The organism is Modicisalibacter sp. MOD 31.J (assembly GCF_020147985.1).
Classification (GTDB): Bacteria; Pseudomonadota; Gammaproteobacteria; order Pseudomonadales; family Halomonadaceae; genus Modicisalibacter; species Modicisalibacter coralii.
This window is the reverse complement of the sequence record NZ_JAGXFF010000005.1, coordinates 447,466-461,509: the sequence shown is the minus strand read 5'-3', so window position 1 is coordinate 461,509 and position 14,044 is coordinate 447,466. Positions and strand designations below refer to the sequence as shown.

Sequence of the window (14,044 nt, the reverse complement as noted above, 5' to 3'; positions counted from 1 at the left end):
TGAATAGGGGGATGAGCAGGGGTGAACGGGAAAGTTCAGGGCGAGTCGCTACCCATGATGGTGCGCAGCTTGTCCGGGGAGGGCGCGCCCATGACCTTGTGCACCTCGCCATCGTCGTCCTGATAGAAAATTACCGGCGTGGCATAGAGCTGGGCGTCGCGCATCACCTGCGTGTTGTCGGCGACCCACTGCTCGCTCTGATCGGTTCCCTCGCTGTCCGGCATGGCGCCGGTGCGATAGTGCTCGGCGATGGCGGCGCTCGGATCGTCGGCGGCCAGAATCGCGGCGGCTTTCTCGGGGCTGTCCGCCTTGAGTACGCCTACCATCAGATGACGAATCTGCACATCACCGTTTTCGACCCAAGGCTGAGCGTCCTGCCAGAACTTGCGGCAGTAGGGGCAGTTGGGATCGCTGAAGGTGTAGACCACTCGCGATGCATCGGCATCGCCCTCGCGAACCCAATGGTGGTCCGCCATTGCCTTCCATAGCTCGGCATTCTTGGGTCCATCGACGAGCTGTTCCAGCGGCTCGGCGGAGACGTCCCGACCCTGGTCGTCGATCAGCGTACCGACGACGGCATGCTCGCCGTCCGGGGTCAGATAGGCGGCTACACTCTGTCCTCGAATGCTGGCACCGTAGCCCTTGAGCCCGCCGGGCGCATCGAATTCGCCGTGAACGGTGAGGCCCTGCTGCTCTAGTGCCTGGATCGGCGCGGGCCAGTCATCGGCGGCGGCGGGAAGGCTTGCCGCCAGAGCCATACCGGCGGCCAGGGGCAGCGCGAGCCGAAGTGACATCATTCGGGGGGTGTGATGTTGCATCGTTGTCGTCTCCGTTTATTAACGTCTAGCGGGAAGGTCGAGTGAAGCGTTCGGGTTGAAAGCGCGTCCGAATTGTCATGGGGCAATGCGCTCGAGACTGCGATCGAGCGTGGCACGGGAAAGCTCACCGAAGTGGGTATCGACGAGCTGGCCGTCGGCGTCGTAGTAGAGCGTGGTCGGCATGGCCATGGCGCCCACTTCCCGACCGAAGGCCATGTTCGGATCGCGATAGAGATGATCGAGCGAGAGGGACTCCCGTTGCAGAAATGTCTCAACGGCGTCGACGCTCTCGCCCTGATTGACGAACACGAACGACACATCGTCCCGCTCCTGCTGGGCCTGTTCCAGCATCGGCATCTCGCGACGACAGGGCGGGCACCAGCTCGCCCAGAGGTTGACCACCATGGGACGATCGGACTCCTGCAGTACAGCGGTTAGTACCACCTGCGACCCATCGAGATCTGCCAGCGGGATCGAGGGCAGGCTCGCTCCGCGGGGCGCCATCAGCGCCAGGGCGCCAGCAGTCATCGACCACGCCAAAGCACCCGAGAGAACCGCTGCACCCAACGGGCGGCGCATGGCCGGCTGCCGCCAGAAACGCCAGCCCAGATAAGCGAAAGCGATGGTCAGCCCCGCCAGCGGCTCGAATTCGCGATCCCGGATATCGAGCCAGGACCAGAACGTGTCGTAGCTCTGCCAGTAGCGGGCGACGAACACGATGCGTGCGCCGATCACGCCGATCAGCAACGCATTGAACAGAAGGTCGCCGACGCTGACCTGTCGACGACGGCCCATCCAGGCACCCACGATCAGGGCAACGATCATGGCCACGACCAGCAGAAGCTGACCCAGACCCACGCCCAGGGGCCCCAAAGCGATACTGCGATCGAGCGGATTCATGGTCAGCCCTCCGTGGACTCGTTGGCGCTCTGTCTGGCCTGCGCGTAGCGGTCGATAAAGGCCTCGGCATCCAGCTCGCCGATGATGCGGGCGCCGCGCTGCTCCTGACCGTCGGGGCCGAACCACATCAGGGTCGGCGGGCCGACGACACCGAAGTGCTGCATGATCGCCTGGTCCGCGTCGTCGTAATCCGTGACGTCAATACTCAGTCGCTGCACGTCCTGGAGCGCATCCTTAACGCTCGGGTCGCTGAACACTTCCCGTTCAATGACCTCGCAGGAGACACACCAGTCAGCAGTGAATTCGACCAGCGTCATCTGGCCGCTGTTGGCGGTGGCCTGGACGCGGCGTTCGAGCGTGGACAGATCCTTCACGCCGTCGAACGCGACAGGCCCAGCTACGTTGGCACCCTGCGAGGTCGTTGCCACACCGCTCGGGGCGTAGACCGACAGCGGTCGCCACGGGTCGTTGGCGCCACCGGCGGCACCGATCAGGATCAACGCGCTCCACAGACCGATGATGGCGGCACTGGCGATGGCGAACTGGGGCAGAATGCTACCCGTGCCGTTGCCACGCGCCATGGCGACGAGAGAGATCGCGGCGCCCAGGCCCAGCGCGCCCCACAGGCCAAGCACGATGGCATCCGAGAGGATGCGGGCGACGAACCAGATCGCCATGCCCAGCAGCACGAAGCCGAACAGCGCCTTGACGCGCGTCATCCAGGCACCGGGCCTGGGCAGCAACTGGCTGCCGACCGTGCCGATCAGCACCAGCGGGGCGCCCATGCCGAGGCCCAGCGCGAGCAGCGCCGCGCCGCCCAGCCACGGGTTGCCGGTTTCGGCGATGAACAGCAGGGCGCCGGCGAGGGGAGCGGTCATGCAAGGGCCGACCAGCAAGGCGGAGAGCACCCCCATGACGGCGACGCCTTTGAATCGGCCACCGCGCTGTTTCGACAGTCCCGTATCCAGGCGTTGACGCAGCGCCCGCGGCAGTTCGAGCTCGAAGGCACCGAACATGGCGAGCGCCAGCACCACGAACAGTACCGAGAAAATGCCGATGAACCAGACATTCTGGAACAGCATCTGCAGATTGGCGCCGGCCATGGCCGCGGCCACGCCCAGTATCGCGTATGTCGCGGCCATGGGGAGAACGTAGGCGAGCGAGAGCACGAAGCCGGCGGCGCGCGGATTCTCCCCGCTGCGACGTTGGCCGACGATCAGGCTGGAGAGGATGGGGATCATCGGCAGCACGCAAGGCGTGAAGGTCAACAGCAGCCCCATGCCGAAGAAGGCGGCCAGCGTCCAGACCCAGTTGCCGCCGGCGAGCTGTGCCGCCAACTGCTGATCTTCCGCCACCGCCGCGTCTGTCTGGGGCTGAGTGGTGGGGCTTGACGCGGCAGACGCTGGTGTCGCGGATGACGCATTCGGCGCCTCGGCCGAGGCATTTGTTCCCCGTGCGTTCGCGTCGGTGGTGCCGCTCCCGGAGGCACCACCGAAGGATTCCAGCTCGAAAGTCCGCTGCTGGGGTGGATAGCAGAGGCCAGCATCGGCGCAACCCTGCCAACGCAGGGTGAGGGTATCGGCTTCCCCAGGGTGCGTGGTCATGCTCAACACATGACGGTAGATCTCGGACCGGCCGAAGTACTCGTCCTCAATGGTCTCCCCCTCGGGGATATCGAGCGACAGTTCGTGCTCATCGGCTTGAGCAGAGAAGCTGTGGCGATAGAGGTAGTAACCGGGCTCGATCTGCCAGTCGATTTCTACCTCGTCGCCATCCTGTATCAGCGTCGGCTTGAAGGCCTGATCCGGCGGTAGGAAGTCGCCCTGTTGCCCGAACGGATCCTGCGCCATGGACAGCGTGGCGACACCGAGCAATGTCAACATCATGATCCACTGGACTCGCCTTGACCGCATTGACTTCCCCTTCGCTCCTGCCCGCATCGGCTGCGCTCCTGATTCGATGGCGACAGATTGGCCCATGGGGATGAGCTGAAAATGAACCCTTGCTATCGCTGTCGGTAGCGTATATTCATTTATTGAATATCGTTATTCTTTTTATGAGATTTAAGCGGAGGTCAAAATGCACAATTACCCCTCATCGCAGTGGCTCGACTCTTTGGGGCTGATTCGAGGCAAACCCGGTAATGCCGAACTGGCGATCCCCGGCTCACCGCTGCCTGCTGGGCAGGCGGTCGATCAGTGGCTTCCCGCGCCCGGCGAGACCTGTCATGGGCTCTTTCAGATTTCCAGTGCGGCCGATGCGACGGATCGAGTGCATGGCGGTGTCATACGGCTGGTGCGAACGCTCAATCTGATGTCACAGGCCGAGGTGGCGTGTCGCGCCGTCGTCGTCGTTGCCGGGCCGGCGACGCCATGCGTGTTGAAATCTGCAGCCTATCGCGAGCGGGTTGCCGAGCCGTCACTCGAGGAAAATCCCAACGCGCCCTGGTGGAACGCCCTGCGCCAGCAAGGAGTGCCGGTGCTGGTCTGCCTGCAGGCGCTGGCCGCTCAAGGGCTGTCGCTCGAGGAGGTCGAAGCCGGTATCGAGCCGGTGCAGTCAGGCTTGAGCGCAGCGTTGGCGTTGGGAAGACATGGGTTCGTTCCGCTTAACCTATAAGAATGAATATATTTCGACATCGGAGTTTGAATGGGATATATCAGAGATAGACGAGGCGCCCAGTAAAATTCGCTGCGTTATCAGTAATATGTTTGCCGGCGAAGAATGTTTTCTCTGATTCCTGGTAGCACCAACAGAGCGGCAAGCAGCCAGATTGGCCAGCTACCAACGCGGCTGAACGGTGTCAGCCCAGTCATGGGTGTGACTTCGCCGATGACGCTGGTTGCTTCAAACTGTGGGCCTCGCTGTCGCAGATTACCTTTATTGTCGATGATCGCGGTAACACCATTATTAGTCGCGCGTATTACATAACGCCCGTTCTCGAGCGCCCGGAGCCTCGCCATCTGCAGGTGCTGTAAAGGTCCGATCGAGCGACCAAACCAGGTGTCGTTGGAGACCGTAAGCAAAACTTTGGCGTTTCGGGCGCGCTCGGCGACCAAATCGGGATAGACGATCTCGTAGCAGATAGCGTTCCCGATAGCGACGTCGTGGGTAAAAATCGGCGGCTGCGATTCAGCCCCGGCGCTGAAGTCCGACATCGGAAGGTCGAAAAAATCTATCACGTCGCGCAGTATGGAATCTAGGGGAAGAAACTCACCGAAGGGAACCAGGTGGGACTTTCGATACTCGCCCTGCACCGCCCCGGTGCCGATGATGGCATTGTAGTAATGCTCGTCGCGGTCACCTTGAACGATACCGGTGAGAAGCGCTGTACCAGGAGGAAGTGAAGCCTGCAGGCGTTCAAGATAGGGGCGAGCCTGATTCGCAAACATTGGCAGTGCCGTCTCAGGCCAGACAATGACATCGGCGTTTATGGGTAGTTCGTGGGTCAACCGAGCATAAACCTCCAGTGCGTTACGCTGGCCCTCTGAGCTCCACTTATCGAGTTGAGGCAAGTTGCCCTGAATTAACGCGAATCGCAATGGATCGGCGGCCTTGTGGGTCCACTGGCCTGGCATTGCCAGTGCAGCGAGCCAGATCATAGCGATAAGCACCACAGCCCACCAGCGTCGCCGAAAAAACTCGACTAGCAATGTCCCCGTCAAAGCGACGATTAGTGACAGTAAATAAACCCCACCAATAGGCGCCCATGTCGCTATGGGCGAATCTACTTGAGCACTACCCAATAGTAGCCATGGAAAACCGGTGAATGCCCAGCTACGAAAAGCTTCGGCAAGCACCCAGGTCCCAGCAAAACTCAGGAATGCCAGCCGAGATGAAGTGAAGTGACGATAGAGCCCGAAGAAAATGGCGGGAAACAGAGCCAGTACGGCTACGAATAATCCAGTCAGAACAATTGCCAGAGGAACACCGGTATATCCGTAGTCGTGAATCGAGACGTAGACCCAACTGGTGCCTGTACCGAATAGAGCGATCCCGAAGAGCCAGCCGTGCAGCGTTGCCTGTACCGTGCTCAGCTGATGATGACCCAGGTACATCAGTGCTACGGCAAGCGGTCCTAGCCACCAGAAGTTGAAGGGTGCAAAGCTCAGCGTTGATAAGCAGCCGGCCAAAAGCGCGGCTAGATAGGTTGACCAAGGCTTAACGATACACGCTGGCATGCACTCTCCTCCGAGGCGGGGCTGTATCAAGGGTACCGTGAATCTTCTTGAGGCCTCGAGGTGGTGATACTTGCCTGGACTTCTTATTAGCCAGTTGCTAGTTGTCTACCACCTCTTTACACACCGATTGGAACACCTGAATTGCTTTGAAGAAAGCCGGCCTGTTGTATAGCCGACTTCTGTGCCAGAGGTGTGGTGACTCGGGGTGCCAGCATCTCCAGCATCTCGATGCCTCTAATCTTGCTTGGATATATCTGGTCTTTGACCTTATCGTTCCGTACGCGCCCAAGTGTGACGTATGGAGATTGGCCTATGGAGATGAGCTGAAAATTAACCCAAGAGATGTGAGATACATTCCGTGGTTTGGCCTCTCTCCTCACCGCTAGCGTCTTAGAATACGAGTCGACGTTTTTCGAGCGGCTTCCCGTTCGATTTAACGGCCGTATATCGGTTAATGATACCTACGTGGGGCTAGGCGTGTTAGTAGACGGCGATATGTCTGTAGGGTTTTATTTCTTCAAGCTGAAAAAGACAGGATTAAGTCTCTTGTGACTCAAAAATAAATCCGGCCGAGTTAACATTCTCTATGCCAAAAAACGTTGACTTCTGTCACAGGTGTGTGTTTCACCCATAGTGTCAGGTATCAGTAATGCTACGACGCCTATTCCTGCGATCCCGTCAGAATACCAGTCCGCCGAAAGGCTACACCCAGCCCATGCTAGGTAAGGAGCTACTCGATACTCCTCGGCGGCAGCAGATGATCAAGATGCTGTGGAATACGACATCCTTGACCCAGAGCGTCTTCGACGAGTACCTCCTTGCCCCGATCCGCCGCTATGCTGAGCTGGTACAGCGGCTCCCAGCTTCGGAGTCACATCACCATGCTTATCCAGGTGGCATGCTGGACCATGCGCTGGAGATGGCTTGCTACGGATTGCGTCTGCGTCAACGTCATCTCCTACCTCCCGGCGCAAAGCCCGAAGATCAAAGTTCATCAGGTGAGCTTTGGAGTGCCGCCGTAATTCATGGAGCGCTCATGCACGACGTCGCCAAGACGCTGGTCGACGTAGAAATTCATCTTGAGGATGGGCGAGAGTGGAGATTGTGGCACGGTCCCATTCCTGCCGCTTACCGTGTCAGGTACCGAGTTGGACGGGAGTATCACCTTCACGCGGCGGTCAATCCATTGTTGTGCGAGCGAGTCCTTGGGGCGAAGGTGCTCGACTGGATGATGACGCAGCCCAAGCTATTTGCGCTGTTCATGTACACCATCGCAGGACACACCGAGCGAGGCGGAATCGTCGCGGAGCTGATTCACCAGGCGGATCGCGCGAGTGTTGCCAAGGCTTTGGGGGGCGATCCGGTCCAGGCTCTTTCAGCTCCCGTGGAATCGATCCAGAGAAAGCTGGCAGAAGGCCTACGGTATATGGTCAAGGAACAGTTCAAGCTCAATAAGAGAGGCGAAGTCGCTTGGCTAACTGAGGAGGCTCTCTGGCTAGTTTCGCCGCGTGCGGTCAATGAACTGAAAGCGCACCTATATGCTCAGGGTGTCAAGAGCATCCCAGGAGACCTTAACAGGCTGTACGGTGAGCTGCAGTCACACGGGCTGATCGAGGAAGTCACCGAAGGGAAAGCGGTGTGGAAGTGCGAGATTGTGGAAGGTGACTGGAAGCAGTCCTTCAACATGATCAAGGTGCCACCGACGTTGATCTGGGGGGTAGAGAATAAGCCAGCCCCTTTTCGAGGAAAAATCACGCTTCAAGGTGAAGGCGCAGTTACAGCAGATAAGCCGTCCTCAGAAGACGTGGCAGTAGCCAAATCGGAATCGGATTCCGAAAGCAAGACACAAAGTGGCGAAATACAGCCGTCTCAGGGCATCGACACACAGCCTTATTCTCAGGCTAGTACTGTCGGTGACACTCTGGACGACGACATCATGGCACTTTTTCCTGAGGTGAATTCTGAGCTGGAGAGAGTCCTGGACCAAGTTCAGAGCGCTGATTCTGCTGAGCAAGAAAGCTCGGCCGAGCCAAATTCATCTACATCTGCTAAAAATGTCGGTTCGCGACCTAAGTCGAATGATCAGAAAGCTAACAATACTTCGGATCTCGGTGAGCAGTTCTGGCAGTGGTTGAAGATGGGGGTTGCGGATCACTCTATCGTCATCAATGACACCAAGGCGCCAATTCATACAGTTGAAGGCACCTATTTCCTAGTCAGTCCCGGTATATTCAAACGCTTTAGCACTAAAGAGCTTGGAGATGAAGAACAGTGGAAGGCAGTTCAAAAACGCTTCCAAAAGCTGGGATTGCATATCAGAACTCAGGGACAAAACATTCATAACGTTTCCGTCGAGGGGCCGAACAAGACCCGACTGCTGAAAGGATACTTAGAGTGCCTTTCAAAACCTTGAAAGCGGCTCCAGCCATTCCTAGATTTTGGGCATGGCTAAGAAGATCGTATCCGATGAACTCTGGTCTATTGTCGAGCCGCTACTGCCGCCGCCTCAGCCCAAGCCGCGTGGCGGCCGACCTCCCGTTTCCAATCGCGCAGCCCTGACAGGCATCCTGTTCGTCCTGCGCTCGGGTATCCCTTGGGAGATGTTGCCTCAAGAGATGGGCTGCGGTTCCGGCGTGACCTGCTGGAGGCGCCTGCGCGACTGGCAGGAAGCGGGCGTCTGGGACCGCTTGCATCAGACGCTGCTGGAACACTTGCAGCACGCGGATCAACTGGATTGGGAGCGAGCCTGTATGGACAGCGCCTCCCTACCGGCAAAAAAAGGGGCTCAGCGATCGGCCCCAACCCGACAGACCGAGGAAGACCGGGCACAAAGCGGCACCTCCTGACCGATCGTCAGGGAGTCCCGTTGGCTGTCCTGCTCTCGGGAGCCAACATGAACGATAGTGTGCCATTAACGGCACTGCTCGATAGCGTTCCACCGATTTCGTCGGGGCGACCGGGGCGGCCTCGCCGTCGTCCCGGCAAACTTCATGCGGACAAGGCATACGATCATCGCCGTTGCCGCCGAGCCTGTCGGCGACGTGGCATCCAGCCCCGCATTGCTCGTCGCGGTGTCGAGGATAGTCAGCGACTCGGCTGCCATCGCTGGGTTGTCGAACGAACCTTTGCGTGGCTGGGCCGGATGAGGCGACTCACCACGCGCTATGAGCGGCGAGTCGATATCCATTATGCCTTTACGCTGCTGGGCTGTTCCCTGGTCTGCCTGAACAAGCTCCAAGGCAGGTTTTGAAAGGCACTCTTAATCAAGGATCCGCGAGGAGTGAGTCAACGGATACCACCTGACAATTGGGTGCTGACTCTTTTGAAATCCCAAGAAAAGAAGGACGAAACGTATGAATGATGTTTCATTCATGGAACTGGTGAGCCGGTATTCAGCAGACAAGCACTTGCGTCCCAAAAGCGTTAGGTTCTGTACGAAAAGTCAGCTCGTAGACAGCGGCTTATGCAAGCCAGGCATACCATGGCGCGAAAGCTACGGGCCAGCTTGTCATAGCGCGTCGCAATTCGCCGTATCTCCTTGAGCCAGCTAAAAGCGCGCTCTACCACATTACGCTCCCGATACTTGGGCTTGTCGAACCCTCGGGGGAGGCCAGGACGCGGCTTTCGGTACATCTTGCGCTGCGCGATGATCGGCTTTATCCGGTATCGATCACAGTAGCGGCGCAAGTCATCGCTGTCGTAGCCCTTGTCGGCCACGATATAGCGGCAACGCTTGCGTGGTCGCCCCGACTTTCCTGGCAGGCGAACCCTCTCCATCGTGGGCATGAAATGGCGAGTGTCAGCATCCTGACCCGGAGACAGCGTGAAGTGTCGACGCCGGCGCTATAAGTCCGTAAATCATCAACACAGATTGTCCCCCCGACCCGCATGACCTTTCCTTGCTGGTGACCAAACCGGTAAGGGCCGCGCCATGCTGAGCCGAGAGGACTTCCTCATGATAAGGCAACTTCACCAGCGAGGCGCCCACCTCGTGGACATTGCGCATCAGATCGGCTGTTGCGAACGGACCGTGCGCCGCCATCTGGCCCGCGAGGAGGCCCCCACCGGGCGACCGGCCAGGCCACGCGCGAGCAAACTCGATCCCTACAAGCCGATCATTGATCAGCTGCTGGCCGACAACGTCTGGAACGCCGAGGTGATCTTCCAGTTGATTCGGGAGCAGGGCTACAGCGGCGGTAGCACCATCGTACGCTTGTACATCCAGCCCAAGCGGGCGCTACGGCCGAGCAAGCGGACCGTACGCTTCGAGACCCAGCCCGGCTTCCAGCTCCAGCACGACTGGGGTGAGATCGAGACGGTCGTCGCCGGCCAGCGCTGCAAGGTCTATTTTGCGGTCAACACGCTGGGCTATTCGCGGCGCTTCCATGCCTGGGCGGCGCCCAGCCAGGATGCCGAGCACACCTACGAGGCGCTGGTGCAGGCCTTCCGCCACTTCGGCGGCGTGCCGCGCACGGTGCTGGTCGACAACCAGAAGGCGGCGGTGCTGAAGCACGCCAGGGACCACCGGGTGATCTTCAATGCCGGCTTCCTGCAACTGGCCAACCACTACGGCTTCGCGCCCAAGGCGTGCCGTCCACAGCGCCCGCGCACCAAGGGCAAGACCGAACGCATGGTGGGCTATGTGAAGCAGCACTTCTTCCAGCGTTACCGGCAGTTCGAGAGCTACGCCCACCTGAACCAGCTGCTCCTGCTGTGGCTGGAACGGGTCGCCGATCAGCGGCCGTTACGGCAGTTCCGCCAGACCCCGGCCGAGCGCTTTACTGCCGAGGTCGAGGCTCTCCAGGCGCTGCCGGCAATGGACTTTGACACCCGCTACCACGATCTGCGCCGGGTCGGCTGGGACGGCTACATCGAGGTTCGGGGTAACCGCTACAGCGTCCCCGAGAGTTACTGTGGCCAAGCGGTGGTGATCCGGCTGAGCCTGGACGATGAGCTGACCGTTTACTCGCCGGCCGGTGACGCCATCGCGTAGCATCGCCTGCAAGCGCCACAGGCCGGGTGGCGCACCGTGCCGGAGCACCATGCCGCCCTGTGGCAGCAGACCCTGTCAGTGCAGCAGCGTGACCTGCGAGTCTACGAGGAGGTGCTGTGATGGCCCTGGAACAGCTGCTCAACCGCCTGAAGATGGAGCACCTCCAGGCCTCGCTCGACAGCCTCTGCGAGCATGCCAGCAAGCAGGACCTGAACTACCGCGAGTTCCTCGAGCAGGCCCTCGCCCAGGAGTGGGGCGGCCGCCACCAGAAGGGACTGGAATCCCGGCTGAAGCAGGCCCGGCTGCCATGGATCAAGACCTTGGAGCAGTTCGACTTCAGCTTCCAGCCCAGCATCGATCACAAGATCGTGCGCGATCTTGCCGGCCTGGGCTTCGTCGAGCGCGGGGAAAACGTCGTGCTGCTCGGCCCACCCGGTGTGGGCAAGACGCACCTCGCCGTCGCCTTGGCGGTGAAGGCCGCCGAAGCCGGCCACCGCGTGCTGTTCATGACCCTGGATCGGCTGGTCGGCACCCTGATGCGCGCTCGCCAGGAGAATCGCCTGGATCGGCAGCTCCAGCAACTGACCTATCCCAAGGTGTTAGTGTTGGACGAGATGGGCTACCTTCCGATGAACCGCGAGGAGGCCAGCCTGTTCTTCCGCTTGATCAACCGGCGCTACGAGCGGGCCAGTACGATCCTCACCTCGAACAAGTCGTTCATGGACTGGGGCGAGATCTTTGGCGACCAGGTCATCGCCACGGCGATCCTGGATTGACTGCTGCATCACTCGACCACCCTGAACATCAAAGGCGAAAGCTATCGACTGAAGGACAAACGACGAGCTGGCTTGGTGACCACACCTGCCACGAAGGAGGACGAGCCCTCACACGACCCTGAACCTGTTCCGATGAAGGAGCACTGATAAAAACCGGACAATCTGAAGTGATGAAATCCGGACAGCCTTCAATGGCGTTGACACGGGCGCTCCTTTACCTGCCGTAGGCCCCACGGAGGCCTGGTTGTACATTGACCTTCGCTCCAGGTCCTTGTCGGTGTTCCTCGAGCATAAGGTCATCCTGACGATCGGACACGTGGCTATCGGTAGGAATGGCTCGCGGCGGCTTCGTCTTGAAGGCAGCCGCATGACGCCCACTGGAACCTTCCGGATCGATCGCATTAACCGGGAGAGCCGCTTTCATCAATTCTTCGAACTCGACTACCCGAATCCATCCATCGCGCGGGATGCAGTGCGCCAAGGGTTGATATCGATGGCCGAAGCCTAGAGCATCAAGAAGCATTACTCACGCTATCGAGCAGCGCTACCGAGTACCTCGCTTGGCGGGTATATTGGGATTCATGGACTTGGCGGCCGTAGCCCCTACCTCAACCGGCGCATGGACTGGACGGATGGCTGCTTGGCGGTAACCGATGCAGAAATCGATAAGCTATCCCGCTGGGTCAAAGTGGGGACCCAAGTGGTAATCAGCGGGTGACTCCCAGCGAATAACGACCGAGACCTCGTTTATGACAACACAAGTCCGATTGGCTTGGGGAAAGAACCGAGAAGGCCGGCTGACCCACATCACGGATGTCTCCACTGGCAAAGGCTGCCGTTGCGAATGCCCGGCCTGTGGACAACCGCTGATCGCTAAGCGAGGGCAGGTCATGCGTCCTCACTTTGCGCATGCGGTTACCAGCGAATGTAGCCGAGCGCCATCTCTGGCTAGAATCGTCCTGAATCTCCTGGCCCGTCGGGCAATGCATGAGGTAGATGCGCTACCCAACTTCCATCTGCCGGAACAGGCCTATGAGGCTCCCAGTCTGTACGGAGTGGGGGCAGGGGAGCGTCGAGTCGCTCGCGAGAGTCAGGTTTTTATTCCCGATAGGGTGCTGGAGCCAGAAGAGGTGGGTCTCGCAGAGGTTCCTATCGACCTACTGCTCGAGAGTGCAGATGGCTTGCGCCTGGGAGTGGTATTGCACGGAAATCTCAGTGCCGATGAGGTCGGGAAGCTCAAGCATGCCGGGATACCCACATTGTGCTACGACCTCGAGCAACTTGCCGGTCTGGATGTCACGGCCGAGCAAGTCCTGGAGACCCTGAGTTCGCATGAGCGCTCGCGCGATGGGTATTGGCTGTACAGTCGAATTGCCGAGGACGAACTGGCGAAAGCTCTAGACGATCTGGAGGAGCGACGAGAAGCTCTCAGGGCGCAGGAGGTGGCAGAGCGTCGACGTCGAGAAGAATTCGAGCGTGCCAATCGCGAGCGTCGTGCAGCGATGCAAATCCGCCAGCGTACTCCCACTGATACTGTACTTCCGCTGCAGGTTCCAAGCGAGCCGCACCGCTCTGTAGAACAGGATCGCTTGGCTGAGAAAGAGAAGTTACGACGACGACTGCTGGCATTGGTGGACGTCCACATTGAGTGTTGGTCTCGTAATACCCTGGCAACGTTAGCCGCAGAGGAAGAGCGCGCTGCCGCCCTCTCTGAGGCAAAGCAGGGTGCGCGCGCTCGACTACAGGCCTATATCCCGGCGGCTGATGAGATCTGGATACAGGAAGCCCTGTCACCGTGGGTAAAAGAGCTGGCCGAGAAGGGCGCCGACTTAGCTATCAAAATTTGGTGGAAACAACGATCGCGCTGAAGGTGTGTAAAGGCCAGTAGGGCAATGTGATTTTGGTGCTAGACAAGAAGGGCCGGTCATAGCCCTTCTTTCAAGGCGGGATGTTACTGTGCGCGTCAATCCCGCTCCTCGACCAACCAGCTCTCGACAGTGCTGTCGCCGTGCTCGTCTTTCCAGGCTTTGAGCGTCTTCTGATTGCCTCCGCGGGTTTCTACGACCTCGCCAGTATGAGGATTCTTGAAGACCTTGAGTTTGCGGCGACGACGCCCGGTTGGTGCTTGGCTCTTGCTCTGTTCTTGCTTCGGGGGAGCGAGTAGGTCGAGCACGTCTTTGGGCGACTTCTCGAATTCTTTCATCAGAGCCTCAAGACGGCCCTTGAATTCCAGATCTCTCTTAACCTCCTTGTTGTCTTCAAGCTCCTTGAGCTCTTGTGAGAGTTGCTTGAGTAGCTGCTCCTTGCGGGTGTATTCGTTAATCAGTGACATAGTCAGTTCCTTATCTCGGTGAGGCTCTGTTTAAGTATCACGAATAG

Annotated in this window: 10 protein-coding genes and 3 pseudogenes; 7 read left to right on the top strand and 6 right to left on the bottom strand. The window is 59.2% G+C overall.

The annotated features are described in order from the left end of the window. Window positions 1-35: 35 nt before the first annotated feature. From dsbG to dsbD, 3 genes are all read right to left on the bottom strand, one after another. A complete protein-coding gene (gene dsbG / locus KGR00_RS19050) occupies window positions 36-818 on the bottom strand; it encodes a thiol:disulfide interchange protein DsbG (RefSeq protein WP_224418748.1) in 783 nt (260 codons plus the stop codon). Between the two features lie 75 nt (window positions 819-893). Continuing rightward, window positions 894-1,718 carry a prolipoprotein diacylglyceryl transferase family protein gene (locus tag KGR00_RS19045; RefSeq protein ID WP_224418749.1) on the bottom strand — a complete coding sequence of 275 codons (825 nt, stop codon included), beginning with the start codon at window positions 1,716-1,718 and terminating at the stop codon, window positions 894-896. 2 nt (window positions 1,719-1,720) lie between these two features. Beyond that, window positions 1,721-3,658, bottom strand: coding sequence for a protein-disulfide reductase DsbD (dsbD, locus tag KGR00_RS19040; protein WP_224424512.1), 1,938 nt, complete (start codon window positions 3,656-3,658; stop codon window positions 1,721-1,723). 139 nt (window positions 3,659-3,797) lie between these two features. Here dsbD and KGR00_RS19035 point away from each other — a divergent pair, with 139 nt between their 5' ends. Next, complete coding sequence (locus KGR00_RS19035) at window positions 3,798-4,334, top strand: DsrE family protein (protein ID WP_224418750.1); 537 nt, start codon at window positions 3,798-3,800, stop codon at window positions 4,332-4,334. Window positions 4,335-4,414: 80 nt separating this feature from the next. Here the strand turns inward: KGR00_RS19035 and lnt are convergent, their stop codons facing one another. Continuing rightward, window positions 4,415-5,896, bottom strand: coding sequence for an apolipoprotein N-acyltransferase (gene lnt, locus KGR00_RS19030; protein ID WP_224418751.1), 1,482 nt, complete (start codon window positions 5,894-5,896; stop codon window positions 4,415-4,417). Window positions 5,897-6,545: 649 nt separating this feature from the next. On the opposite strand from lnt, the gene mobH reads away from it, so the two are divergent. Both mobH and KGR00_RS19020 read left to right on the top strand, forming a co-directional pair. After that, complete coding sequence (gene mobH / locus KGR00_RS19025; RefSeq protein WP_224418752.1) at window positions 6,546-8,309, top strand: MobH family relaxase; 1,764 nt, start codon at window positions 6,546-6,548, stop codon at window positions 8,307-8,309. Between the two features lie 31 nt (window positions 8,310-8,340). Next, a protein-coding gene (locus KGR00_RS19020) for an IS5 family transposase (RefSeq protein ID WP_224417470.1) occupies window positions 8,341-9,146 on the top strand; the annotation gives its coding sequence in 2 pieces (ribosomal slippage) (window positions 8,341-8,668 and window positions 8,668-9,146; 807 coding nt in all). Between the two features lie 173 nt (window positions 9,147-9,319). Here KGR00_RS19020 and KGR00_RS19015 read toward each other — a convergent pair. Further along, window positions 9,320-9,724: pseudogene (locus KGR00_RS19015) on the bottom strand (IS5 family transposase); the annotation flags it as partial. Between the two features lie 103 nt (window positions 9,725-9,827). Here KGR00_RS19015 and istA point away from each other — a divergent pair. The 4 genes and pseudogenes from istA to KGR00_RS18985 all read left to right on the top strand — a co-directional run bounded on the left by istA (window position 9,828) and on the right by KGR00_RS18985 (window position 13,533). Continuing rightward, window positions 9,828-11,009 (top strand): annotated as a pseudogene (istA, locus tag KGR00_RS19010) (IS21 family transposase). Continuing rightward, window positions 11,006-11,812 (top strand): annotated as a pseudogene (istB, locus tag KGR00_RS19005) (IS21-like element helper ATPase IstB). Before istA ends, istB begins: the two co-directional pseudogenes overlap by 4 nt. A 97-nt stretch (window positions 11,813-11,909) precedes the next feature. Further along, window positions 11,910-12,173, top strand: a complete 264-nt coding sequence (locus tag KGR00_RS19000; RefSeq protein WP_224418753.1) for a L,D-transpeptidase — start codon at window positions 11,910-11,912, stop codon at window positions 12,171-12,173. 475 nt (window positions 12,174-12,648) lie between these two features. Beyond that, entirely contained in the window at window positions 12,649-13,533 is an 885-nt protein-coding gene (locus tag KGR00_RS18985) for a hypothetical protein (protein ID WP_224419902.1), read from the top strand. A 95-nt stretch (window positions 13,534-13,628) separates the two neighbouring features. Here the strand turns inward: KGR00_RS18985 and KGR00_RS18980 are convergent, their stop codons facing one another. Then, window positions 13,629-13,997, bottom strand: a complete 369-nt coding sequence (locus KGR00_RS18980) for a histone-like nucleoid-structuring protein, MvaT/MvaU family (RefSeq protein ID WP_224418754.1) — start codon at window positions 13,995-13,997, stop codon at window positions 13,629-13,631. Window positions 13,998-14,044: the final 47 nt, after the last annotated feature.

Excerpts from the sequence above, each read along its gene's own strand:
- dsbG (WP_224418748.1), bottom strand. The coding sequence starts at position 818 with ATGCAACATCACACCCCCCGAATGATGTCACTTCGGCTCGCGCTGCCC.
- KGR00_RS19045 (WP_224418749.1), bottom strand. The coding sequence starts at position 1,718 with ATGAATCCGCTCGATCGCAGTATCGCTTTGGGGCCCCTGGGCGTGGGT.
- dsbD (WP_224424512.1), bottom strand. The coding sequence starts at position 3,658 with ATGCGGGCAGGAGCGAAGGGGAAGTCAATGCGGTCAAGGCGAGTCCAG.
- KGR00_RS19035 (WP_224418750.1), top strand. The coding sequence starts at position 3,798 with ATGCACAATTACCCCTCATCGCAGTGGCTCGACTCTTTGGGGCTGATT.
- lnt (WP_224418751.1), bottom strand. The coding sequence starts at position 5,896 with ATGCCAGCGTGTATCGTTAAGCCTTGGTCAACCTATCTAGCCGCGCTT.
- mobH (WP_224418752.1), top strand. The coding sequence starts at position 6,546 with ATGCTACGACGCCTATTCCTGCGATCCCGTCAGAATACCAGTCCGCCG.
- KGR00_RS18985 (WP_224419902.1), top strand. The coding sequence starts at position 12,649 with ATGCATGAGGTAGATGCGCTACCCAACTTCCATCTGCCGGAACAGGCC.
- KGR00_RS18980 (WP_224418754.1), bottom strand. The coding sequence starts at position 13,997 with ATGTCACTGATTAACGAATACACCCGCAAGGAGCAGCTACTCAAGCAA.